This is a genomic window from Stenotrophomonas sp. CFBP8980, assembly GCF_034046095.1.
Lineage (GTDB): Bacteria > Pseudomonadota > Gammaproteobacteria > Xanthomonadales > Xanthomonadaceae > Stenotrophomonas > Stenotrophomonas lacuserhaii.
Window position 1 is genome coordinate 345,690 of sequence record NZ_JAXCXF010000001.1, and the last position, 23,655, is coordinate 369,344.

Sequence of the window (23,655 nt, forward strand, 5' to 3'; positions counted from 1 at the left end):
GGTCACCCGGCGGGCGTCGCAAATAGGTCGGCAAGAAGTTAACAGTTCGAGATGCACACCCGCTACCGGAAGTCGCGCATTTGCGTGACTGTTCAGCCGGATTGGCGTAGCATCACCCTCGTTGGGCAGCCCTGCTCCAGCGTCATCGGAACTGGGCCAGTACTTGCAAGCACTTGTTAGAAACCGGGGGTGCATTGGTTTCGACGGGGGTTGTGAAGTCGCTTGGCGCATGCCGAGGGGGTAGCTTTCCTCGTAAATCCAGCTGCAAAACTCTAGTTGCCAACGACGACAACTACGCTCCGGTCGCACTCGCAGCCTAAAAGCTGTTGAGTTAGACCTTCTGCCGACTTAGGCGGAGCCTCGAAACTGCTTGTGTCCATGCTCGCAGCGTAGAGTCATTATCATGGGATCGAGCTGGGCGGCTGCCTGTCAGTCCGGCACTAGAACACAACAGGCTTGTTCCGGGATGTGCTTCGCACACCGTGCTGTTCCGGGACGAGACTCAACGGTGAGCTAAGCATGTAGAGCTGGGGATGGAGTGCCTTCGGACGGCGGTTCAATTCCGCCCACCTCCACCATTGATGGGACCGAGAAGGTCCGCGAGAGCCCGGAAACCCCCGTAATTCAAGGGTTTCCGGGCTTTTTCGTTTACCGCCTCACTCCTCCTCTTCCAGCGAACCTCGATGGATGCGCGACAGCCTCCAGCCCGCATGGGAGCGGAAATACCCCGTGTCGCCGGTCAGGGCGTAACGGACTGCCGCCCAGGCCGACACCAGCGGAGACGCACGCCAACGTCGGGCTTTTTCATATGCATAACGGACCGCACGCATCAGGCCATCGATCTCCTGATGGCATCACGCCGCACGCGGAGCTTTTTCCATACCAGTGTGGCCGCCTGCAGCGCGACCAGCGTCGCGGCAAAGGCTGCGGCGATGCCGAGCAGCGCAATCATGAGCTCCATGAGTGAGTCCTGTGTGTGGGGGGCTTTCACGCCTACGCAGGTTTTCACCTACGTGTAGAGTCCCCCTGCCGACCCTTCGCGCACCGTCAATTTGTCGACGCGGCGGTTAAACCCGCGTGATTCTGGCGCATTTGCCTTACCGGGAAGTTCAGGGTGGGAGCTAGGTCACAGAACAGTCTGAACGCGGATCCTGAAGCATTAATATTAACCATTCATCAAAGTGCTGACAGCGGGGCAGCCTCATGCAAATCTATGCGCCCCCACGCCAGACCAGTGACGCTGGCAAACCGATCCTGAAGGACGCTGCATGAGAGACCTGCGACCGATACTGCTCGTAGAAGACAGCCTGCAGGACGCAGAGCTGACCATCGCTGCACTGGCACGCTGCCAGTTGCTCAATCCGGTCATCCATGTACGCGATGGCGAAGAAGCACTGGATTACCTGCGCAGCACCGGCCGCTACAGCGGGCAGCACCACGGTGGCCCGGTCGTCGTGCTGCTGGACCTGAAACTGCCCAAGCTGACCGGCCTGGAAGTGCTCGCCGAGATCCGCCGCGACGAAACCCTGCGACATACCCCGGTGGTGATGCTGACCGCCTCCCGCCAGGACCGCGATCTGGTGAAAAGCTACGAGGTGGGCGTGAATGCCTTCGTGGTGAAGCCCCTCGACTTCGATGAGTTCCTGTCTGCCGTGCAGGAGCTCGGCATGTTCTGGGGAATGACCAACCAGCCGCCGCCCCCGTTCGTGCCGGCCGCCTGAGACGGGCCACCCGCGCAGTCGGGTCCGCAGGTGGCGACAGGCTTTCGCCCCCGCCAGCGCGTGCAGGCATGCCTTGCGCGCCCTACCCCGCCCGCGCGGTTTCCCCATGACGCGGACGGATCTGCAGAAAGAGAAGCAGCCAGCGCTGCACCCATCGCAGCGGCGCAGCCGAGCCACCGCTATGCTCGGTGTCCGATCCCCACTGCGATGTCCGATGTTCCACCATCTTTCTCTGGGCGTAGGCGACCTCGCCCGCGCCGGCTGCTTCTACGACGCCGCCCTCGGTGCACTGGGTTATCGCCGCGTCTTTGAGGGCGAGCAATCCATCGGCTATGGCCTGGTCGACGATCAGGACCTGTTGCTGCTCAACCTCACCGACGATGCCGCCCCGCCGCGCGACGGCTTCCACATCGCGTTTGCCGCGACATCGCAGGAGGCGGTTGATGCCTTCCATCGTGACGGTGTCGCCGCCGGCGGCCAGGACAATGGGGCGCCCGGCGCCCGCCCCGATTACGGCCCCCACTACTACGCGGCTTTCCTCATCGATCCCGACGGGCACCGCGTGGAAGCGTTGATCAACAGACCCGGCATCGGCTGATCCCACACAGCAAAAAAGCCGCATCGTCACCGATGCGGCTTTTTGATTGCACGTGCGCGAAAGAACCGGTCAGGTCACTTTCTTGGCAATCGTCATGCCGAGCAGGAACAGCACCACGGCAATGATGATGCCCGCCCAGAACAGGAACTTGGCGATGCCGACCGACGCGCCGGCGATGCCGCCGAAGCCGAGGGCACCGGCGATGAGGCCGATGATGGCGAAGATGATGGCCCACTTGATCATGACAGTCCTTTCCGACAGGGAGTTACGTGTTGGCCCAAGCGTAGCGGGAGAGATGTCGTGCACTGGTGATCCTGTCGATTGCGTCGGGTGAAGAGGCTCGACAGCCATTGCCGACGACGTTGCACGGAAACCGCTACTGCCTGCCCCGCACGATGTCGGATTCGGTACAAACCGGGCTCGGTCATCAGGACTTTCCGAACTAAATGGCGCGCGCGTTGCGACACTTTATGAAATCAAAAACACAGCGATGACGTCTTGAACATTATGTATATACCTTGACGATTAACACTGTGACCGACCGCACACCCGACGCGCGACTCCACAACTAAGGTCGCACTTCCTACATTCACGCGGTCACAGTTTGAATGAATGCCCCCGACGTTGTGCAGCATGCGACCCCCGCCCTTCCGGCGCCGGAAACTACAGCGACACCGGCTGCAGGAAGATCAAACAGGGTAGAAAGCGTCCTCGCCGTTCGTCATTGGAACGACAGCCTTTTCAGTTTCACCACCACCCGCTCACCATCGTTCCGGTTTGAAAGTGGCCAGTTCGTGATGGTGGGACTGCTACGCGAAGGGCGCCCACTGATGCGCGCCTACAGCCTGGCCAGTCCCAGCCATGAAGACTATCTGGAGTTCTTCAGCATCAAGGTGCCCGGGGGCCCGCTCACCACTGAACTCCAGCATCTGCGGCCCGGCGATGGGGTGCTGGTGGGTAACAAACCGACCGGCACGTTGATTCTTTCCGACCTGCGGCCAGGCCGGGTGCTTTACCTGCTCTGCACGGGCACCGGACTGGCTCCATTCCTCGGCCTGGCAGGCGATCCGGAAACTTACGCCGCCTTCGAAAAAGTGGTGCTCGTGCACGGCGTGCGAACGGCGGCCGACCTCGCCTATCGCGAATATCTCCAGCAGGAGTTGCCTCGCCATGATTATCTCGGCGAGGCGGTCCGTTCGAAACTTGTGTATTACCCGACCGTCACCCGCGAGCCATTCCTGCACCAGGGCCGCATCACCGACCTGATCGCCGACAACCGGCTCTGCGACGACCTTGGCCTGCCTGCGCTATCGCCCGGAAGCGACCGGGTAATGATCTGCGGCGGGCCGGCCATGCTGGCAGAAACACGCGCCCTGCTCGATGCCCGTGGCTTCGCCGTTTCCCCGGGACGCGGTCACCCCGGCGACTACGTCGTGGAACGCGCCTTTGCAGATGCCTGATACCCGATTGCCGCCATCACGCGGCGACATCCCATGCCCCTTGCTGCAGGAGACCAGCACCATGGATATGCCCGTTACCCCTCCCCCGCGCCGCGTCGCCATCACCGGATACGGCGCCATCAGTTCGATGGGCGCCACCGCCGACGCGATATGGCAAGCGATCATGGCCTACCGCGTGGGCTACAAGCGGTATACCCACGACGATCCAGCCATCACCGCGCGCTATTTCGGCTTCATCGATGACTTCGGACGCGAGCAGATGCGGCCGTTTCCGAAGAAGACCTCAAAGATGCTGCCGCTGTTCGCCAAGTACTGCCTTGTCGCGGCCGAGGAGGCCATCGGCATGGCATTCGGTGACACCGGGCTCGACGAGATCTGCACGCCGTTCGAGCGTGGCGTGATGCTCGGCACCGGCTGGGGAGGTCTGGATACCGCCAATGCCAACAACAATGACTACCGCCAGACCGGCGTGGCAACGTCGTTCGCCACGGTCATGTCGATGTGCAACGCGGCAACCGCCGGCGTCACCATGCACTGGAACTTCCGCGGCGTGCAGAACAGTCCGGTAGCCGCCTGCGCGACGGGCACCATCGCCGTCGGCGAAGCCTACGAGGCCATCCGCAGCGGGCGTGCCAAGGTCATGCTGGCCGGCGGCAGCGAGTCATTGAAAGAACAGTTCAACGTCTGGTCGGTCGATGTGATCCAGGCCCTGAGCAAGGAGCAGGACGACATCCGGCGCGCCTGCTGTCCCTTCAGCCAGGACCGCAGCGGCTTCGTGCTTTCCGAAGGCGCAGCCGTGCTGTGCCTGGAGGACTACGAACTGGCACGGCAGCGTGGCGCCCGCATCCTCGGCGAGATCACCGGCTACGCGAATTTCTCCGACGCCTACGACATGACCGCACCGGCCGAGGACATGCAGGCACGCGTGCAGGTGATCCGCCGGGTGTGCGTGCAGGCTGGCGTGGCGCCCGAAGACATCGGCTACGTGAACCTGCATGGCACCTCCACGCCGCTCAATGATGTCAACGAAACCAACGCGCTGAAGGAAGCACTGGGCCAGGCCGCGCATGCGATCCCGATGTCCAGCACCAAGTCCTATACCGGCCACCTGATCGGTGCAGCCGGCGCGCTGGAGGCGGTCCTGTGCCTGAAGGCCATCGAGCATCGCACCATCCCCGCAACGATCCATCTGGACCGCCCCGACCCGGAGTGCGATCTGGATTACGTGGCCAACCAACACCTGCACGACCGTGACATCCACAACGCCTTGAACCTGAGTTTCGGCTTCGGCGGCGCCAACGCGGGCGTGATGATCGCCCGGGCGGAGTAAGCATGGACCTTCGTTTCGACAGCCAGGACATCGAGGCCTGGGCGCGGCTCTCAGGCGACCGCAACCCCATCCACTTCAACCGTGAAGCCGCCCTGCGCATGAATGCCGCCGACGTGGTGGTCCACGGCATGCTGGCGATGCTGCCGATCAAGCAAGCGCTGGGCCGCGCGGCGGCAGCGGAGCCGGGGCAGGACACCGCCCCTTGGATCCACTTCAAAACGCTGTTGAAGGCGCCTGTCCTGCGCGACCGCGACGTCAGCCTGGCACTGGTCCATCGCGTGGACCGGACCGGATTCAAACTGCGTCCGTGCACGGGCGCTGCGGAACATTTCATCGGCGGGGCACGCCGCATCGAAGCGCCTGTCTGGGACTCCGACGCGCGTCGCATCACCCTTCCGGTGGGCGAAACCGAAGCCTGGCTGCGCCATTTCGAAGACGGCCTCGGCAAGCAACTGGATCAATGGGTCGCGCTGGATGCGCTGGTATTCGGTGACTTCGTCCGGTACCGCCTCTGCGCCGTATTCGATCGGCTTGGACCGGCCTTGCGGCTGGACGAGCCGCTCGACCACATCCAGTACCTGAGCTCGCACCTGCTGGTGCAGACCACGCACCAGACCGTATTCGCTGGCGGACTCTGCTGCGCCGGTGCGCTTCCCCCCGTCGTTGATTACCAGATCGACAACATCGACCTGGTCGAACGTGACGATGAAGCAGTGGGCACGCTGGATCTCGGCGTGCACCTGCAGCAGCGCCACGTCATGACCATCACGCTGGGTCTGATGATCCGGAAACTGGCCTACCCACAGGAGAACGATACCCATGAACACCACTGAATCCGTATTCAACATCATCCGTGAGCTGATCCTGGAACTGAAGGATGAGGAGATCGAGAACATCACCCTGGAGAGCACCATCGAAGCCCTGGACCTGGACAGCCTGGATTTTGTGGAAATGCAGGTCGTGGTGAGGAAGAAGCTGGGCGTGGCGATGGATCCCAAGGCATTTGCCAGCCGCAACATCAACACGCTCCAGGCGCTCTGCGACTACATCCTGGAACTCACCCAGGCAGCGCAGGGGACGGCTTGACCGGGCGTTGCTTGCCGCCTCACCAACGCGCCGCAAAGGAACCACCATGCAGACAGAAACCACGCTCACCATCGCCCCGTCCCGTATGGAGAAAGTGCTACGCCTGAGCGAAGCCTCGCACCTGGATACGATGGACCACGCCACGGTACTGCCGTGGAATGAGCCGATCGACAAAGGCATCGCGCCGAAGAACCTGGACCACCTGTGGATCACCGGCACTCCCTTCGCCGAGGCATTGACCAAGGCCAACCGGCTCGAACTGGCATGGCTGGAAACAGCGCGCGACATCTCCATGTTCATCTGGCTGGAACAGACCCTGCCACCGTTGTACATGGGCTACATCACCCGCGACCACGCACGCATCGCGCCGGAGCTGCAGGAATACCTGATGGTGTTCTCCAAGGAGGAAATCGTCCATACGCTGACCTTCAAGCGATTCATGGCCAAGGCCGGCCTGCCCTTGTTCCAGCCGCCGCAGGGACTGTACACGCTGCTCACCGATACGCTGCCGGCCATGGCACCACCGGTGGGGGTGCTGTTCACCCTGTTGCTGGAATGGGTAGCGGAGATGGGCGCGATGCATACGACCCAGGGTATGGACGTGGAGCCGATGACCCGCACACTGTTCCGCGCGCACCACCATGACGAAGCACGGCATATCGCCTTTGGTCGCTGGATCGCCGAATCCTACTTCGAGACCACCAGCGCGGAGGAGGTCGAACAGGTGCGCGCGATGGCCCGGCAGATCTTCCCGCGGCTGGTCGACATGTACACCTACAATCCGGAGATCGCGCTGCACACCTCGTTCGACTTCCCGGTCCAGCCGGACAATCCCGAGGCGATCGAAGCGGTGTGGCGGTCGGAGCACAACGTCCGCTTGAACGCCGAACGTTTCTCCGCGCTGTATGCGTGGATGGACAAACTGGGCCTGCGCTGATGACACAGCAACGCTGGGACGCCATCTTCGTGGGCGCCGGCATCACCAGCCTGGCCTGTGCGGCCTTGCTGGTGAAGCGGGATCCCTCCGCGCGCCTGCTGCTGATCGACAAGCACATCGCCGTCGGCGGCTATGCGTCCACGTTCTCACGCCCTCGCCTGGAGGCCACGTTCGACTGCAGCCTGCACAAGCTCAGCGGCATGGACGAGGAAGGCAACCTGCTGCGGATCCTGCGAAGCCTGGGCCTGGAAGCGGCGCTTGGGCTGGTTCGGCCCGCTGACTACTTCTGCGCCCGCCGTGCCGAGCAGACGCTGGTACTGCCCAATGATGCGGCCGGCGTACAAGCCTTGCTGACGGCACGCTTCCCCCACCAGGAGGCGGGCATCGCCGCCTTCTTCGAGCACGTGCTGACACATGGCCGCAATGGCTATTACCAGTTCCAGATGCAGGACGGCAGCTTCGAACCGGACATGGCACAGCTGCGACATGCCCACCGCCACCTGAAGTCCAGAACCGTGTACGAAGGCCTGGCCGAGCTGGTCGACGATCCTTTCCTGGTCGAACTGCTGGCCGCCCCGGGCATCTACGTGGGCGGTTATCCAGAGGATCTCGGCTATCTGTACTACCTGCACGTGGTATATGCCACCTTGTGTCGGGGCAACGCGTACGTCACCGGCTCCTCGCAGCACCTGTCCAACCTGCTGGCGCAGCAGGTGATCGACGCCGGTGGTCAGGTGCTGCTCGGCACGGCGGTCGAGCAGGTGCTCACCGAGGGGGGCGGGCATGTGACCGGGGTGCGCACCCGCCGTGGCGTGTTTCACGCCGACCAGGTCTACATCAACGCATCCCCCCACTACGCTGCGGGCAACCTGTTCGGCGAGGACGTCGCGCTGGAGGACACGGTCAGCAGGCTGGCCGCACTCAAGCCTGCGCGTTCGACCACCACGGTCTACCTGGTCACCGACGTGGACCCGTCCACGCTGGGACTGCCCCACACCGAATCGATGCTGTTCGCCGACGACCCGTCTGCGGCGTTCAGCGCGCGCAGGACCGCGATGCAGGCCGGTGCCGGCGAGGCCGCCAGCGAACATGCGTACTGGCAGTGCTCGCCCATGGAGGTCACCAATTACCGGGCGCTGGATGCGCGGGGCGGCAACGTGCTGTGCCTGAACGTGCTTGACTCGGCCGCGCACTGGCCGCAACGGCGCACGCCCGCCTATCGCGAGAAGAAGGCCCGCGCTGCGGCGACGCTGGTGGAGCGGCTGGTACGCCATGCACCCGCGCTGTGCGGGCACATGCTGCACACCGAGGTGGCGACCCCGCATACCTATGCCCGGTTCACCAACAACACCGAGGGCTCGGGCTACGGCGCCATGGTCGGCACCAGCCTGAAGGGCCACACATTCCACAACGGGTTCCCCGTACGCGGCGTCCATTTCCTCAGCGCGTGGGTTGCCGGACCCAGCTACGAAGCGGCATTCGGCTATGCCGAAATGACAGCCAGGCAGTGGACCAGGGTGGCCGCCCGCGCATGACCGCCGCAGCATCGAGCAACGCGCAACGCACCTCACAACGAGTCGAACGGGAGACCGACATGCACACAACCACTTCATCCAACACCCGCTGGGTGCTGGTGACCGGGGGCAGCCGCGGCATCGGCAAGGGCCTGGTGAAGGCACTTGCCACCGAAGGCTATACCGTGGCCTTCACCTACCAGTCCTCCGCCGAAGCGGCCGGACTGCTTGAACAGGACGTCGCCGCTGCGGGCGGGCAAGCGCACGGCATCCAGTGCGATGGCCGCGACGCTGCTGCAGTGGAGCAGGCCTGCGAACAGCTCATCGCACGCTTCGGCGAGCCGTATGGCCTGATCAACAACATGGGCATCACCGGCGACCAGTTGATGTTCAACCTGGATGTGGAGCGCTACCGCGATGTGGTGGCCACCAATCTGGATTCGGCGATCTATTTCAGCCGGTTCATGTCCTCGGCGATGGTTCCGGCGCGCCGGGGCCGCATCATCCAGATGTCCTCGGTGACCGGCCTGAGAGGCAACAAGGGCCAGGTCGGCTACGCCGCCACCAAGGCCGCGATGATCGGCATCACGCGGACCCTTGCAGTGGAACTGGCGCGCTTCAGGATCACCGTCAACGCGATCGCGCCGGGCTTCATCGCAACGGAAATGGTCGAGCAGATCGATCCTGCCATCCGTAGATCGATCACCGCCGACATCCCGCTCAAACGCCTGGGTGAGGTCAGCGAGGTCGCTGCATTGGCCAACTTCCTGCTGTCGTCCAGTGCCGGCTACCTGACCGGCCAGACCTTCGTGATCGACGGTGGCCTGACCGCTTGAGCTTCATCACTCCCTCAACTGCAGGAGGTTTTCCATGACCTATGTCGTGACCGAGAACTGCATCCAGTGCCGGCACACCCTTTGTGTGGACATCTGCCCGACCGACGCCTTCCACGTGGGTCCCAATTTCATCGCCATCAATCCGCAGGAGTGCGTGGACTGTGGCCTTTGCGTCCCGGAATGTCCGGAAGATGCCATCCTCGCCGACAACGCGCTGGATGCAGGCAACCAGCACTTCCTGCACCTGAACGCCCGGCTGGCGCAGCGCTGGCCGGTGTTGCTGGAGCGCATGCAACCGCTGCCGGACCATGCTCTATGGAGCGGTCGCAGTGACCGCCTGGCGCTGCTTGAAGACGCCGAGGCCCGTGCATGAAGCAGGCCCGGTGATGCCCTCTTCCGGTACGCCCCTGCTGATCACCGCCGCAGCACTGACCGCACTGGCCGCGCTGCTGCACCTGGTGGTGATCCTGCAGGGCCCGCGTGGCTACCAGTGGTGCGGTGCGGGCGACCGTATCGTGGCGGCAGCCCGCAACGGCAGCCGCGTTCCGGCGGCGCTGACCAGCGTGATCTGCGTCGTGCTGCTGGCGTGGGCGGCCTATGCGCTGTCCGGGGCGGGGCTGATCGGTCCCCTGCCCCTGTTGCGGCCGGTGCTGGTTGGCATTTCCAGCGTCTTCCTGCTGCGCGCGCTGCTGGGCCCGTTCGTACTGGTTGGCAACGGGCGCAGCGCGCGGTTCGTCTGGGTCAGCTCGGCCATCTGCCTGCTGTACGGGCTGGTCTACCTGGTCGGGCTGGTACAGCGATGGGACGCGCTGCCCAGTTGATCCGGCCAACCAGCCGGAACGGCACATCCCCTCCCCTCCCTTCCGTGCGACCCTTGCCACGACCGTGTTTCCTTGGAATGGAGGGATTCTCATGTTGCATCGTCTGCGGCGCCCTGCCGCTTTGCTTCTGCTTGCGCTTGCGCTGCCTGCTGCGGCGGCCACCGCGCCCGCACCGCTGAAGGTGATGTCTTTCAACGTACGCACGCCCGCCGATACCGCGCCGCAGAAGCGCTGGCCGGATCGTCGTGAGGCGCTGGTGGCCACCATCCGCACTGCGCACCCGGACGTGATGGGTACGCAGGAACTGGTCAAGGAACAGGCCGATTACCTCGCCGCGCAGTTGCCGGACTATCAGTGGTTCGGTGAAGGGCGGCGTGGCGGTGATGGCGATGAGCACATGGGCGTGTTCTACGACAGCAAGGCGCTGGCGCTGGAGCACTCCGGCAACTTCTGGCTGTCCGATACGCCGGATGTGCCAGGCAGCATCAGCTGGGGCAACCTGTTCCCGCGCTTGGTGACCTGGGGCTTGTTCCGTCGTGTGACGGACGGCCGGCGCTTCTACCTGTTCAACACCCACCTGCCCTACCGCGAAGAAGACGAGCCGCAGCGCGTCCGCGGTGCACAGGCGATCGTGGCGCACCTGAAGACGCTGTCGCCGGATATCCCGGTGGTGGTGACCGGCGACTTCAACAGCGAACCGGGTGGGCCGACCTACGCAGCGTTCACCACCGCGTTGCAGGATGCACGCACGCAGGTGGCTGCGCCGCGTGGACCGAAGAAGACCTTCCATGATTTCACCGGAAAGGCGACCACGGAACTGGACTGGGTACTGGTGCGCGGCTTCAAGGCGCGCAGCTTCGCCACCCTTGACGGGCGGGTGGACGGCATCCTGCCGTCCGATCATTTCCCGTTGCTGGTGGAGCTGGAATGGGATGCGCGGTAACAGCGTGACGGCCAGCGGCCGTCACTACCGGGGTGTCGCCTGCGCTGGGTAGCGCCGAGCCATGCTCGGCGAGCGCAGCGGCAAGCGCGGGAGCGTGACGACCAACGGTCGTCACCCACCAACGGCAGGAGTGTGACGGCCAGCGGCCGTCACTACCGGGGTGTCGCCTGCGCTCGGTAGCGCCGAGCCATGCTCGGCGAGCGCAGCGGCAAGCGCGGGAGCGTGACGACCAACGGTCGTCACCCACCAACGCGGGAGCGTGACGGCCAGCGGCTGTCATTACCGGTGCTGCGTCAGTTGGCCAGCGCGACGGTTGGCTGTGCGGCCTGGCCCCAGCCGCCGAGTGCCTTGTACACACCGACCACGCTGACGTTGACCTCCGCTTCGGCGGCGGCCAGTGCATCGTCGGCCGACAGCTGCGTGCGCTGTGCATCGAGCAGGGTCAGGAAGTCTTCCGACCCTTCGCGATAGCGGATCTGCGCCAGCGTTTCCGCACGCCGTGCGGCCTGCGCCTGCTCGGCGACGATCGCCAGCCGGGCCTGCTGCTTGGCGTAGCGGGTCAGCGCGTTCTCCGTGTCTTCCAGCGCCAGCAGCACGGCCTGTTCGTACTGCGCCGCCACGCCATCGGCTTCAGCCTTGCTGGCCTTCAGGCGCGCACGCACGGTGCCGAAATCAAACGCGGCCCAGCTCAACGACGGGGTCAGCGACCACGCTTTGTTGTTGCCGTTGACCAGGCCGCTGGCATCGCCACCAAGAAAGCCGACGAAGCCGCTCAGTGACAACCGCGGGAACAGATCCGCGGTGGCAACGCCGACCCGTGCCGTGGCCGCGGCAAGCCGGCGTTCGGCCACGCGTACGTCCGCTCGCTGGCGCAGCAGCTCGCGCGTGTCGCCAAGCGGCAATGCCTTGGCGAAGGCCGGTACATCGCGCGGGGCGAGCAGGCCGTCCAACGCATCCGGACGCAGGCCCAGCAATACGGCCAAGCGATGCCGCGACTGGGTCTGTGCCACTTCCAGCAGCGGAATGTCCGCTTCGATGGCCTTCAACCGGGCGCGGCTGCTCTGCACGTCCAGCTCGCTGCCAGCGCCCAGGTCCCAGCGGGTTTCGGTCAGCTTCTGGGTGTCACGCAGGTTGCCCAAGGTCTGTTCGGCTACTGCGATGCGCTTCTGCGTGCCGCGCAGCTCGAAGTAATTGCGTGCCACTTCGGCGGCGACCAGCACCTGGGCATCGGCGAGGTTGGCCCACTCCGCATCCAGGTCCGCGCGCGCGGCTTCGGCGGCACGACGCTGGCGACCGAACAGATCCAGCTCCCAGCCGGCGTCGAAGCCGAGCTGGTAGGTCTCACTGAACACCCGTTCGCCACCGGCCAACGCATCTGGCTGCTTGCGGCGGTCGTACGAACCGCCTGCGGTGACATGCGGGGCCTGGTCCAGGCGGCTTTCAACGAACACCGCACGCGCCTGCTGCACGCGCGATACCGAGACACGCAGATCCAGGTTGTCGGCCAACGCGCGGTGCACCAGTTCCTCCAGCACCGGATCATCGAACTGTGCCCACCAGGTCGCCACCGGCGACTCGGTGCTGTACACCGGCGCCGCCGATCCCTGCAGGGTCACCGGTGCTTCCACCGGCGCCTTGTAGTTGGGTCCGACGGTCACGCAGCCGGCCAGCAGCACGCTGGCCAGGGCAACCACCAGGGTTTTGATCACCACGGCAGCACCTCACCCAGGTAGGTGAAGCTGCCGTTCGGGCCATCCGCATCCAGCAGCGCCATCTGCACGCTGGACTGCGCGCCCACGGACACTTCCACTTCGCCCTCGCCACCGTTCATGTCGGTCTTCACGTAGCCCGGATGCACGGTGTTGACCTTGTGCGCGGTGTCGCGCAGTTCGTAGGCCAGCTGTGCGGTCCAGGCATTCACTGCACTCTTGGACACGTTGTAGGCCGGCACCTTGAAGTCATAGATAGGCGAACCCGGCTGGCTGTGCAGGGTGACCGAACCGAGCAGGCTGGACACGTTGACGATGCGCGCAGCGGCCGATTCGCGCAGCAGCGGCAGGAACGCCTGGGTCACCGCCACCAGCGCGAACACGTTGGTGTCGAAGGTGCGGCGCCAGGCATCCAGCGACTGCTGCGACGGCGCCTTGCTGATGTCATCAAGCAGGATGCCAGCGTTGTTGACCAGGATGTCCAGGTGGCCATGGCGCGCGCGGACCTGCTCGACGGCAGCGGCGATGCTGGCTTCGTCGGTGACATCCAGCTCGATGGCTTCCACCGGCAGCCCTTCGGCCTGCAGCTTCAGGACGACTTCCACGGCGGTGTCGCGCTTGCGACCGGCCAGCAGGGTGTGCACGCCGGCCTGCGCCAACTGGCGCACGGTCTCGGTGCCGATGCCACGGGTGGCGCCGGTGACCAGTGCAATCTTGGGGGTATTCGCGTTCATTGTGGGGTTCCAGGTTGGGTCAGGGGGTAGCGCCGGGCCATGCTCGGCGGCTACCGGGGGAGGAACAGGTCAGTGATGCAGCGTGGATTCGCCGTGGGCCACCAGTTGGCCACCGCCATTGCGGGTGACGAACTTGCGCAGGGCCACATAGAACACCGGGGTCAGGAACAGGCCGAACAACGTTACGCCCAGCATGCCGGCGAACACCGTGATGCCGGTGACCGAACGGACCTCGGCACCTGCACCATGCGACAGCACCAGCGGCACGGTGCCGGCGATGAAGGCGATGGAGGTCATCACGATCGGGCGCAGACGCAGTCGGCAGGCTTCCAGCGCCGCTTCGACGATGCCCTTGCCGCCCATTTCCAGCTCCCGGGCGAACTCGACGATCAGGATCGCGTTCTTGCACGCCAGGCCCATCAGCACCACCAGGCCGACCTGCACGAACACGTTGTTGTCACCGCCGGTCAGCCACACGCCGAACAGGGCCGACAGCAGGGTCATCGGCACGATCAGGATCACCGCCAGCGGCAGCGACCAGCTTTCATACAGCGCGGCCAGCACCAGGAAGGCCAGCATCACCGCCACCGGGAACACGATCAGCGCGGCATTGCCCTGGGTGGCCTGCTGGTAGCTCAGGTCGGTCCATTCGGTGACCATGCCCGGCGGCAGCACCTGCGCGGCGATCTCGGTCAGCTTGGCCATGCCTTCGGTGGACGACAGCAGGCGTGGATCGGTTTCACCGGCCAGGTCGGCGGCCGGGTAACCGTTGAAGCGCAGCACCGGGTCGGGGCCGAAGGTCTGCTTGACGGTGACCATCGAACCGATCGGCACCATTTCGCCACGGTCGTTGCGGGTACGCAGGCGGCCGATGTCTTCCACGCTGTCACGGAACTGGCCATCGGCCTGGGCGATCACCTGCCAGGTGCGGCCGAACTGGTTGAAGTCGTTGACGTAGGACGAACCGAGGTAGGTCTGCAGCGTGTCGAACAGTTCGGTCAGCTGCACGCCCTGGGCCTTGGCCTTGACGCGGTCCACTTCGGCATCCAGCTGCGGCACGTTGGCCTGGTAGCTGGTGATCGGGAAGGCCATGCCCGGGGTCTGCGAGACAGCGCCCTGCATGGTCTGCACGGCCGTCTGCAGCGCACCGTAACCCAGGTTGCCGCGGTCTTCGATGAACATCTGGTAGCCGTTGCCGTTGCCCAGGCCGAGGATCGGTGGCGGCATCATCGAGAACGCAAAGCCCTCCTGCAGCGCGGCGATCTTCTGGTTGATCTCCGCGTTGATCTGCGCTGCGGTGCGGCCATTACGCTCGCTGAAGGGCTTCAGCGGTACGAAGGCCACGCCGGTGTTGGGCGTGTTGGTGAACTGCAGTGCATTGAGGCCGGGGAAGGAAATGGTGTGTGCCACGCCATCGGTTTCCATGGCGATCTGCGCGACCTTCTTCAGCATCGCGTCGGTCCGGGCGATGGAAGAGCCTTCCGGCAGCTTCACGCCGGCGATCAGGTACAGCTTGTCCTGGGTGGGGATGAAGCCCGGCGGGACCAGCTTGAACATCACACCGGTGCCGACCAGCAGCAGCGCGTACACCACGAACACCGCGCCACGCTTGCCGAGGATGTTGGACACGCTGCGCTCGTACTTCTCCGAGCTGGACTTGAAGAAGCGATTGAACGGACGGAAGATCCAGCCGAACAGGCGATCGATGATGCGTGTCGGCGCATCCTTGGCGGCGTCATGCGGCTTGAGCAGGCGCGCGGCCAGGGCCGGCGAAAGGGTCAGCGAGTTGATCGCCGAGATCACCGTGGAAATGGCGATGGTGACCGCGAACTGCTTGTAGAACTGGCCGGTGACACCGGACAGGAAGGCCATCGGCACGAACACCGCACACAGCACCAGCGCGATGGCGACGATCGGGCCGGACACTTCCTTCATCGCCTGGTGGGCGGCGGCGGTGGGTGACAGGCCTTCTTCGATGTTGCGCTCGACGTTCTCCACCACCACGATCGCATCATCGACCACGATGCCGATCGCCAGCACCAGGCCGAACAGGCTCAGCGTGTTGATCGAGAAGCCCAGCAGGTACAGCGCAGCGAAGGTACCCACGATGGACACCGGCACGGCGATCAGCGGAATGATCGAGGCGCGCCAGGTCTGCAGGAACAGGATCACCACCAGCACCACCAGCGCGATGGCTTCCAGCAGGGTGGACACCACCGCCTTGATCGAGTCGCGCACGAAGATGGTGGTGTCATACACCGCCTCGTACTTGACGTCGTCCGGGAAGGTCTTCTGCATCTCGTCCATGGTGTTCATGACGGCATCGCGGATTTCCAGCGCGTTGGCGCCGGGAGCCTGGAAGATGCCGATACCCACCGCGTTCTTGCCATCCAGCTGCGAACGCAGGGTGTAGTCACCGGCGCCCAGTTCCAGCCGGGCGACATCGGACAGACGCACCACTTCACCGTCGACGCCGCTCTTGAGCACGATGTCGTTGAATTCCTGCTCGCTCTTCAGCCGGCCCTGCGCATTGATCAGGGTCAGGAACTGGCTGTTGGGCATCGGCTCGGCACCCAGCTGGCCGGCCGAGACCTGCACGTTCTGCTCGCGCATCGCCCCGACCACGTCGCTGGCGGTCAGCCCGCGCGCGGCGATCTTGTCCGGGTCCAGCCAGGCACGCATGGCGTAGTCACCGCCACCGAAGATCTGTGCATCACCCACGCCCTGGATGCGCGACAGCGCGTCCTTGACGTGCAGGCGGGCGTAGTTGCGCAGGTACAGCGTGTCGTACTTTCCGTTCGGCGAGGTCAGGTGCACCACCATCAGGAAGGTCGGCGACTGCTTCTGGGTGGTCACGCCCTGCCGCCGCACGTCTTCGGGAAGACGGGCCTGGGCCTGCGCCACGCGGTTCTGCACCTTCACCGCCGCCGCGTCCGGGTCGGTGCCCGGGCGGAAGGTGATGGTCATCTGCAGCACGCCGTCGGAGCCGGCGACGGACTTCATGTACATCATGTCCTCCACGCCGTTGATCGCTTCTTCCAGCGGCGTGGCCACCGTTTCTGCGATCACTTTCGGGTTGGCGCCCGGGTACACGGTGCGCACCACCACCGAAGGCGGGACGACGTCGGGATACTCACCGGTCGGCAGCAGCGGGATGCTGATCAGGCCGGCGGCGAAGATGATGATCGACAACACCGCCGCGAAGATCGGCCTGTCGATGAAAAAGCGGGAGAAATCCATGGGAATGTCCTTGGGTTTGGCCGGCGCGGGGGTGCAGCCACCCTGCCCCTGCCGTGCTGGCAGGGGATCGGGGTTCGCGGTGACGCTGGCCGGATGGATCAGTTCAGTGCGGCGGTTTCACTACCAACGCGTGCCGGTGCGGGTGCCGGGACGGGGGCCTTTGCAGGGGTGGCGGCGGGCGCGGTGCCTGACTGCATGGCCACCGGCTTGGCCTGTACCGGCATGCCCGGCATGAAGACCTTCTGCACGCCGTCGACGATCACCTTGTCGCCGGCCGCCAGTCCATTCTCCACGATGCGCAGGCCTTCGGCACTGCGACCCAGCGCGATGTCGCGACGCTGCGCCTTGCCGTCCTTGTCGACCACGTAGACGTACTTGCGGTCCTGGTCGGTCAGCACCGCGCGGTCGTCGATCAGCATGGCCTGGAACTGGCCGCTGCCGAGCAGCTGCACGCGGGCGAACAGGCCCGGGGTGAACTGGCGGTCGGCATTGTCCAGCAGCGCGCGGACGCGGATGGTGCCGGTGCTGCGGGTCACCTGGTTGTCCAGGAAGTCGACCTTGCCTTCGTGCGGGAAGCCCTGCTCGCCGCTCAGGCCGATGCGCACCGGCAGCGATTCGTCGCGCTCGCTGGGGCGCTCACCCTTGCGTGCCATCTGCGCATAGCGCAGGAAGGTGGCTTCGTCGGCATCGAAGTACACGTGCACCTTCTCCAGCGACACCAGCGTGGTCAGCACGCTGGCTGCATCACCGGCGCTGACCAGGTTGCCGGCGGTAACCATCGCGCGGCCCGCACGGCCGTTGATCGGCGCGCGCACCTTGGTGAACTCCAGGTTGAGCGCCGCCGCATCCAGGGCCGCCTGCGCCGCCTGCAGCTGGGCGCCAGCCTGGTCGGACGCCGCACGGCGCTGTTCCCAGGTTTCGGTGGAGATGGCCTGCTGTTCGGACAGGCGCTTGGCGCGCTCGGACTCGCCGCGGGCCAGCGTGGACTGGGTGCGGGCGCGGGCGACCTCGGCGCGGGCGCGGTCGTACTCGGCCTGGTAGCTGCGGGCATCGATGGTGAACAGCACATCGCCCTTCTTCACTTCCTGGCCTTCGATGTAGTTGACCTTGTCGATGTAGCCGGAGACGCGTGGACGCAGGTCGACATTCTCGACCGCTTCGACGCGCCCACTGAACTCATCCCACTGGCTGACCTGCTTGACCAGCACCGGCGCGGCGCTGACTTCCGGGGCAGGCGGTGCGCCGGCTTCTTCGGCATGACTGCCACTGCAGGCAGTAAGGATGGCCAGGGCCAACGCCGAAACCGTGGCGAAGGCCAGGCGGCGGGTGGTGCGGTGGAGGGGCATCATGGTGTTCATGGCATGTATCCGTAGGGGGTGGTGATACGGGTGTTCTGTCGTTCGTGGTGCCGGTCGGGCCGGCGGCCGGGGGATGGTGCGACCTCAACAAAGGTTGAGGTCAAGCACTCCCGGCCGATTCGCGCCATCGCGGCGGCGCGTCCAGCCGCAGCAGCCCGCGAGGCAGCTGCGCATCGCGCGTATCGCAACGCACGATCGCGCGGTTGTCGTGGCACTGGTCCAGCAGCGAGACCAGGCGGCGGCCGACCAGCAACGCGCTCGGCCACTCGATGCAGGCGTTGGCGGCGTTGCTGGGCGTGCACACCGGCGCACCGACTTCCAGCAGCTGCGCGCGCACGCCCATCGCCTGCGCCTCCTGGTGCACCACCTGCGCGTACATGCGCAGTGCCGCGGCAGTGATCGAGGAATCACCATGCGCGGCCCACGGCTTGAGGCCGGCGGGGCTGCCGATGATCACGAAGCGGCGCGGGTGGTGGTGGTCCTGCAGCAGCGGCAGCAGGTGGCGGACGGCGTGTACGTGCGGCATCAGGTCCAGCTGCAGGGTCTGCATCAGCGCATCGCCGGGACGGTCGATGACCCGGCCACGTGCATACGGCCCCCCGAGCGCTGCGACCACCGCGCCCAACGGGCGCTGGCGTGCGGCGACGCGGTCGGCGACCACCTTGGCCGATTCGTCATCGGCCAGCGAGCCGAGCATGGTCTCCAGGCCCGGCTCGTCGTCGAACTGCAACCGCAGTGCGGCCAGCCGGCCCGGATCGCGGCCGACCACCAGCACCGGGCTGCCGGCTTCCAGCAATGCACCGACCACGCCCTGGCCCACGGCACCGGTGCCGCCGAGGACGAGGACCTCCGGCGCCAGCGTCCCGTTCACGGGATATTTCCTCCCATCTGCGGGACAATACCGATACGGCCCAGGCGATCCATGCCACGCGGGCGGATACGCAGGGCACCGCCACGCTGCTGCCGCGGGACGGCGGTGAACTCGCGAAAATCCTTGTTAACCAAGGAGCTGGGACGATTTTCGACCGTCATCGCCTGGTCCAGGTCGTGCTGGTCGGCGGAGCGGAAAAGGTTGAGAATGTTGCGCAGGCTCATGGCTGATGGCCTCCGGTTCGGGAATGGCGCCATGGTGCGCTTCTAACTCCTACTTGATTAGTCCTCTTTTAGGGGAATAATCATCCCGCACCCGGTCCAATCTTTTTGTCACGATAATCCCGTCCCCGACGTCCAGGAATTCGACCATGTCCCACGATCTCAACGAAACGCTGATCTTCGTCAAAGTGGTCGAGCAAGGCAGTTTCATTGCTGCAGCCAAATCGCTCGGCCTTCCCAAGACCACTGTCAGCCGCAAGGTGCAGGAACTGGAAACGCGCCTCGGCGCGCGCCTGCTGCACCGGACCACGCGTCGGCTGGGCCTTACCGAGGCCGGCTCGATCTACCACGAGCACTGCCAGCGCATCGCACGCGAACTGGAAGAAGCGGAGAGTGCGGTGAGCCAGCTGCAGTCCGGCCCGCGTGGCTGGTTGCGCTTCACCGTGCCCTATTCGCTGGGCATCACCTGGATCGCGCCGCTGATGGGCCAGTTCCATGCGATGTATCCGGAAATCCGCCTGGACATGCATCTGGGCAACGAGAAGCTGGACCTGATCGCCGGCGAGGCCGACCTGGCCCTGCGCGTGGGGTCGCTGCCCGATTCCAACCTGGTGGCGCGCAAGCTCGGCACGCTGCGCACGCAGGTGTTCGCCAGCCCGGCGTACATCGAGCGGCATGGTGAGCCGCTGCACCCGGACGAGCTGCAGTTCCATCGGATCCTGGCGATGCGCAAGGCGTACCACAGCCATCCCAACCGGATTACCTGGCAGCTCGGCGAGAACGGCGGCGAACTGCGTGATTTCCCGGTCACGCCCCTGATGGTGGCCAACGATGTGTCCGCGCTCAATGGCGCACTGGTGTGCGGCGAAGGCCTGTTGCTGACCGGTGACGTGATGGCCAAGCCGTTCATCGAGACCGGCATGGTGCGCCGCGTGCTGGCCGGCTGGACCGGCCCGGAAGTGGACTTCAACGCGGTGTTCGCCGGCGGCAAGCTGGTGTCGCCGAAGGTGCGCGCGTTCGTGGATTTCCTGGTGGAGAAGCTGAACTTCGACGCCAACTACATGATGGCGCAGTGCCCGGCGGCGAAGTACGCGCAGCAGCAGACCGAGAAAGCCGAAGCAGAAGCGGCCGCCGAAGGAAAGCGGATCCTGGAAGTGGTCGCTGCCTGATCGGGTGATGACGGCCACTGGCCGTCACCCACAAAAAATGCCGCCTGCAAGGGCGGCATTTTTCAGCACTAACGCTGCGCGTTATTGCTGCAAAGGAATCACGCGGATCTCGACGCGGCGGTTCTGTGCGCGGCCCGCGTCGGTGCTGTTATCGGCAATCGGATAGGCCTTGCCCGCGCCCAGCGTTTCGATACGCGCACGCTGCACGCCCTGCGCCGTCAGGTAGGACGCCACGGCATCGGCGCGTTCCTTGGACAAGCGGTTGTTGACCGCGTCGCTGCCGATGCTGTCGGTATGGCCGACCACTTCGATCATCGTCTGGTTGTATTCGGACAGCGTGCTGGCCACGCCGTTGAGCGAGCCGTAGAACTGCGGCTTCAGCGCCGACTTGCCGAAATCGAAGGTGATGCCGTCCGGCAGGTTCAGGCTGATGTTGTCGCCCTGGCGCACCACGTCGATACCGGTATTGGCGGTACGTTCGCGCAGCGCGCGTTCCTGGCGGTCCTGGTACTGGCCAACGGCCGCGCCACTGAGCGCACCGATGCCAGCGCCGATCATGGCGTGCTGGCGGCGCTCGGTCGCGCTGCCACCGGTCAACAGGCCAGCTGCGACACCTACTGCGGTGCCGATCAGCGCGTTGCGGCCGGTGCGGTTCTGCTGCTGGGTTTCATTGCCGTACTGGTCACTCTGCACGTAGGAACCGCCAGTGGCGCAGGCGCTGAGCGCTGCGGCGGTCATCAGGGCAAGGGCCACATTGCGGGGAGCGGAACGGATCATGGAGTTCTCCTTGGAAGCCGGCTGGTCCGGCGTGCGTCGGGGTGAGCATATACAGCCTGACGCGATGCGGGGATGAGGGCGCCGCGTGGGGACAGCGCCCCGTTCAGCTTGTTCCCCAAGGCGTGCAAAAGCGCCCTACTCCGCGCCGGTGCGGCGATACGCCGCCAACGCCGCCTCGCGGCCTTCCGTCAGGTCGATCAACGGTGCGCGCGGATAGCCGGGGGCCTTAGCTGCCAGCAGCGCGGCGTGCTGCCAGGGGGCAAAACGTGCCTTGACGGGCAGAGCGGCCAATTCAGGCACCCAGCGCGTGATGTAACGCGCCTGCGGATCGAATTTCTCGGCCTGGGTCACCGGGTTGAACACCCGGAAATACGGCGCGGCATCGGCCCCTGTGCCACCGACCCACTGCCAGCCCATGGAATTGTTGGCGAGGTCGGCATCGACCAGGGTGTCCCAGAACCAGCGCGCGCCGACGATCCAATGCGTCCGCATGTGCTTGCACAGGTAACTGGCCACGATCATCCGCACCCGGTTGTGCATCGTCCCGGTATGCCAGAGCTGGCGCAGGCCGGCATCGACGATGGGCACGCCGGTGCGGCCCTGCTGCCACGCCTGCAGGTCGGCGGCACCGGGCGTGGCCCAGGCAAAGCCGTTGAAACGCGGGTTGAGGTTCTCGTCGCTGGTCTTCGGAAAATGGTGCAGCAGGTGATGGGCGAAATCGCGCCAGCCCAACTGGCGGATGTAGGCATCGATGTCGGCGCTGCGGCCGGCGCTGCGCTCTGCTTCCAGCGCATGCACGATGCGCCACGGCGCGATCTCGCCGAAATGCAGGTGCGGTGACAGCAACGAGGTACCGACCCGGTCCGGCAGGTCGCGCTGCTCGCGATAACCATGCAGCGCGCCGTCGACGAACACCGTCAGCGCCTCGCGCGCGCCGGCCTCGCCGGGCTGCCAATGCTCCCAGAAGCCGGCATCCCAGCCCAGCGTGGGGGCCAGGCCCAGCGCGTCCAGCGCGAGCCCCTGTACGGCATGCGCGGGCAAGCTCGCCGGCGCCTGGCTGCCCGGCTGCAGCCTCCAGTTACTCAGTGCGTTACGCCAGAACGGGGTGAACACCTTGTACGGACCGCCCTGCTTGGTTTCCAGCTCCCACGGTTCAAACAGCAGGCTGCCGTTGCAGCTGTCTGCCTGCAGGCCCTGCTCGCGCAGCGCGCGCTTGATCTTCGCATCACGCGGTTGCGTCGCCGGTTCGTATCTGCGGTTCCAGAACACCGCTTGCGCGCCGGTCTCCCTGATCAGCTGCTGCAGCACGTCCAGGCTGTCGCCTTGCCGCAGGACCAGGTGCGAGCCGCGTGCGCGCAGGTCCGCATCCAGCGCAGCCAGCGAACGGTGCCGCCAGGCATTGGATGCCGCGCCGGGTGCCCAGTTGCCCTCCTCGTGCGGAGCGTGGATGTAGACCGGGACGACGTCATGCCCTGCCTCCAGCGCAGCCTGCAGGGCCGGGTTGTCGGCAAGGCGGAGATCACGGCGAAACCACACCAGGGCTGATGACACGCGCTGCATCCAAGGCAAAAACAGGAAGCGCCATCATAACGATGGCGCGTGACCTGGCTGTAGAGCCGACTTGGGTAGCGCCGAGCCACGCTCGGCGGCTTTCCGGGCAGGCGATGCCACGTCTGATACAGGCCGCGCTGCGCGCTCGCCGAGCATGGCTCGGCGCTACCTGCCCTTTCCTGCGCGGTCGAAACGCTGCATCGACTGCTGGATCAACACCTTCGCTTCGGCGGCGTTGCCCCAGCCGCTCAACTGCACCGGATTGCGGCCTTCGGGCAGGTCCTTGTACACGCGGAAGAACGCTTCGATGCGCTGGCGCTCGATCGGCGCCAGGTCGTCCAGGTCGCGGATGTGCGCGTAGCTGGGATCGACCTTGTCGGTCGGCACGCCGATCACCTTCTCGTCCTGCTCGCCATCGTCGACCATCTTCAGATAGCCGATCGGCCGGAAACGCACGATTACCCCCGGATGCAGCGGTTCACGCGTCAGGACCAGTGCATCGAGCGGATCGTTGTCACCGGCCAAGGTGCGCGGCATCGAACCGTAGTTGGCCGGGTACGCCACCGGCATCGACTGGAAGCGGTCCACATGCACCAGTCCGTCTTCCTTGATCTCGTACTTGGTGAAGCTCCCGGCCGGAATCTCCACGGCCAGGTGCACCTCCTCAGGAGCCTGCCTGGGCTGTGCGGCCAGGAACGGATGCAGCACCGTGTCGGCGCCGATCGCCGCGCCGGTGATCAGGACCAGGCCGGCGGCCAGTGCCAGCATTGGCAGCGCGT

General features: G+C 65.4%; 24 protein-coding genes and 1 other RNA gene. 14 read left to right on the forward strand and 11 right to left on the reverse strand.

All coding sequences use genetic code 11. The annotated features are described in order from the left end of the window. Positions 1 to 185 precede the first annotated feature (185 nt). Positions 186 to 578, forward strand: a transfer-messenger RNA (tmRNA) gene (gene ssrA, locus SOM47_RS01595). Positions 579 to 829: 251 nt separating this feature from the next. Here ssrA and SOM47_RS01600 read toward each other — a convergent pair. Next, positions 830 to 952 (reverse strand): hypothetical protein, encoded by a 123-nt coding sequence (locus tag SOM47_RS01600; RefSeq protein WP_265182983.1) that lies wholly within the window; start codon positions 950 to 952, stop codon positions 830 to 832. 316 nt (positions 953 to 1,268) lie between these two features. On the opposite strand from SOM47_RS01600, the gene SOM47_RS01605 reads away from it, so the two are divergent. Next, positions 1,269 to 1,721, forward strand: a complete 453-nt coding sequence (locus SOM47_RS01605) for a response regulator (protein WP_042612360.1) — start codon at positions 1,269 to 1,271, stop codon at positions 1,719 to 1,721. Positions 1,722 to 1,935: 214 nt separating this feature from the next. Next, entirely contained in the window at positions 1,936 to 2,319 is a 384-nt protein-coding gene (locus SOM47_RS01610; protein WP_192083791.1) for a VOC family protein, read from the forward strand. Between the two features lie 69 nt (positions 2,320 to 2,388). Here the strand turns inward: SOM47_RS01610 and SOM47_RS01615 are convergent, their stop codons facing one another. Further along, positions 2,389 to 2,562: a DUF1328 domain-containing protein gene (locus tag SOM47_RS01615; RefSeq protein ID WP_042612362.1), complete on the reverse strand. Its 174-nt coding sequence runs from the start codon at positions 2,560 to 2,562 to the stop codon at positions 2,389 to 2,391. A gap of 365 nt (positions 2,563 to 2,927) precedes the next feature. Here SOM47_RS01615 and SOM47_RS01620 point away from each other — a divergent pair, with 365 nt between their 5' ends. From SOM47_RS01620 to SOM47_RS01665, 10 genes are all read left to right on the forward strand, one after another. After that, complete coding sequence (locus tag SOM47_RS01620; protein WP_192083792.1) at positions 2,928 to 3,779, forward strand: FAD-binding oxidoreductase; 852 nt, start codon at positions 2,928 to 2,930, stop codon at positions 3,777 to 3,779. A gap of 61 nt (positions 3,780 to 3,840) precedes the next feature. Beyond that, positions 3,841 to 5,109 carry a beta-ketoacyl-[acyl-carrier-protein] synthase family protein gene (locus tag SOM47_RS01625; protein WP_320504593.1) on the forward strand — a complete coding sequence of 423 codons (1,269 nt, stop codon included), beginning with the start codon at positions 3,841 to 3,843 and terminating at the stop codon, positions 5,107 to 5,109. Between the two features lie 2 nt (positions 5,110 to 5,111). Continuing rightward, complete coding sequence (locus SOM47_RS01630) at positions 5,112 to 5,942, forward strand: MaoC family dehydratase (protein ID WP_320504594.1); 831 nt, start codon at positions 5,112 to 5,114, stop codon at positions 5,940 to 5,942. Beyond that, a complete protein-coding gene (locus tag SOM47_RS01635; RefSeq protein ID WP_192083795.1) occupies positions 5,929 to 6,195 on the forward strand; it encodes an acyl carrier protein in 267 nt (88 codons plus the stop codon). The genes SOM47_RS01630 and SOM47_RS01635 overlap by 14 nt, the downstream gene beginning before the upstream one ends. 46 nt (positions 6,196 to 6,241) lie before the next feature. After that, complete coding sequence (locus SOM47_RS01640) at positions 6,242 to 7,132, forward strand: diiron oxygenase (protein WP_320504595.1); 891 nt, start codon at positions 6,242 to 6,244, stop codon at positions 7,130 to 7,132. After that, complete coding sequence (locus SOM47_RS01645) at positions 7,132 to 8,667, forward strand: phytoene desaturase family protein (protein ID WP_320504596.1); 1,536 nt, start codon at positions 7,132 to 7,134, stop codon at positions 8,665 to 8,667. The genes SOM47_RS01640 and SOM47_RS01645 overlap by 1 nt, the downstream gene beginning before the upstream one ends. Positions 8,668 to 8,726: 59 nt before the next feature. Continuing rightward, entirely contained in the window at positions 8,727 to 9,482 is a 756-nt protein-coding gene (fabG, locus tag SOM47_RS01650; RefSeq protein ID WP_320504597.1) for a 3-oxoacyl-ACP reductase FabG, read from the forward strand. A gap of 34 nt (positions 9,483 to 9,516) precedes the next feature. Beyond that, a complete protein-coding gene (gene fdxA / locus SOM47_RS01655; protein ID WP_192083799.1) occupies positions 9,517 to 9,855 on the forward strand; it encodes a ferredoxin FdxA in 339 nt (112 codons plus the stop codon). Positions 9,856 to 9,868: 13 nt separating this feature from the next. Next, a complete protein-coding gene (locus SOM47_RS01660; protein ID WP_192083800.1) occupies positions 9,869 to 10,303 on the forward strand; it encodes a hypothetical protein in 435 nt (144 codons plus the stop codon). A gap of 91 nt (positions 10,304 to 10,394) precedes the next feature. Beyond that, positions 10,395 to 11,246 carry an endonuclease/exonuclease/phosphatase family protein gene (locus tag SOM47_RS01665; RefSeq protein ID WP_320504598.1) on the forward strand — a complete coding sequence of 284 codons (852 nt, stop codon included), beginning with the start codon at positions 10,395 to 10,397 and terminating at the stop codon, positions 11,244 to 11,246. 293 nt (positions 11,247 to 11,539) lie between these two features. Here the strand turns inward: SOM47_RS01665 and SOM47_RS01670 are convergent, their stop codons facing one another. The 6 genes from SOM47_RS01670 to SOM47_RS01695 all read right to left on the reverse strand — a co-directional run bounded on the left by SOM47_RS01670 (position 11,540) and on the right by SOM47_RS01695 (position 19,382). Next, on the reverse strand, positions 11,540 to 12,958 hold the full coding sequence (locus SOM47_RS01670; RefSeq protein ID WP_320504599.1) for an efflux transporter outer membrane subunit: 1,419 nt from the start codon (positions 12,956 to 12,958) through the stop codon (positions 11,540 to 11,542). Beyond that, the gene (locus tag SOM47_RS01675; RefSeq protein ID WP_320504600.1) at positions 12,952 to 13,689 is read right to left on the reverse strand and encodes an SDR family oxidoreductase; all 738 of its coding nucleotides are present in this window, start codon (positions 13,687 to 13,689) and stop codon (positions 12,952 to 12,954) included. The genes SOM47_RS01670 and SOM47_RS01675 overlap by 7 nt, the downstream gene beginning before the upstream one ends. 69 nt (positions 13,690 to 13,758) lie before the next feature. Then, positions 13,759 to 16,929 carry an efflux RND transporter permease subunit gene (locus tag SOM47_RS01680; RefSeq protein ID WP_042612371.1) on the reverse strand — a complete coding sequence of 1,057 codons (3,171 nt, stop codon included), beginning with the start codon at positions 16,927 to 16,929 and terminating at the stop codon, positions 13,759 to 13,761. 98 nt (positions 16,930 to 17,027) lie between these two features. Then, a complete protein-coding gene (locus SOM47_RS01685) occupies positions 17,028 to 18,275 on the reverse strand; it encodes an efflux RND transporter periplasmic adaptor subunit (protein WP_042612409.1) in 1,248 nt (415 codons plus the stop codon). A 112-nt stretch (positions 18,276 to 18,387) separates the two neighbouring features. Then, positions 18,388 to 19,158, reverse strand: coding sequence for an SDR family NAD(P)-dependent oxidoreductase (locus SOM47_RS01690; protein WP_042612372.1), 771 nt, complete (start codon positions 19,156 to 19,158; stop codon positions 18,388 to 18,390). Beyond that, a complete protein-coding gene (locus SOM47_RS01695; protein WP_042612373.1) occupies positions 19,155 to 19,382 on the reverse strand; it encodes a hypothetical protein in 228 nt (75 codons plus the stop codon). Before SOM47_RS01695 ends, SOM47_RS01690 begins: the two co-directional genes overlap by 4 nt. Before the next feature lie 146 nt (positions 19,383 to 19,528). On the opposite strand from SOM47_RS01695, the gene SOM47_RS01700 reads away from it, so the two are divergent. Beyond that, positions 19,529 to 20,548, forward strand: coding sequence for a LysR family transcriptional regulator (locus tag SOM47_RS01700; protein WP_101098414.1), 1,020 nt, complete (start codon positions 19,529 to 19,531; stop codon positions 20,546 to 20,548). 81 nt (positions 20,549 to 20,629) lie between these two features. On the opposite strand, the gene SOM47_RS01705 is transcribed toward SOM47_RS01700, so the two are convergent. From SOM47_RS01705 to SOM47_RS01715, 3 genes are all read right to left on the reverse strand, one after another. Then, on the reverse strand, positions 20,630 to 21,325 hold the full coding sequence (locus tag SOM47_RS01705) for a YiaD family glycine zipper/OmpA-like lipoprotein (protein WP_042612375.1): 696 nt from the start codon (positions 21,323 to 21,325) through the stop codon (positions 20,630 to 20,632). Between the two features lie 135 nt (positions 21,326 to 21,460). Continuing rightward, positions 21,461 to 22,876 carry a cryptochrome/photolyase family protein gene (locus tag SOM47_RS01710; protein WP_320504601.1) on the reverse strand — a complete coding sequence of 472 codons (1,416 nt, stop codon included), beginning with the start codon at positions 22,874 to 22,876 and terminating at the stop codon, positions 21,461 to 21,463. Positions 22,877 to 23,041: 165 nt separating this feature from the next. Beyond that, positions 23,042 to 23,644, reverse strand: coding sequence for an inorganic diphosphatase (locus SOM47_RS01715; protein ID WP_414715764.1), 603 nt, complete (start codon positions 23,642 to 23,644; stop codon positions 23,042 to 23,044). Positions 23,645 to 23,655 lie beyond the last annotated feature (11 nt).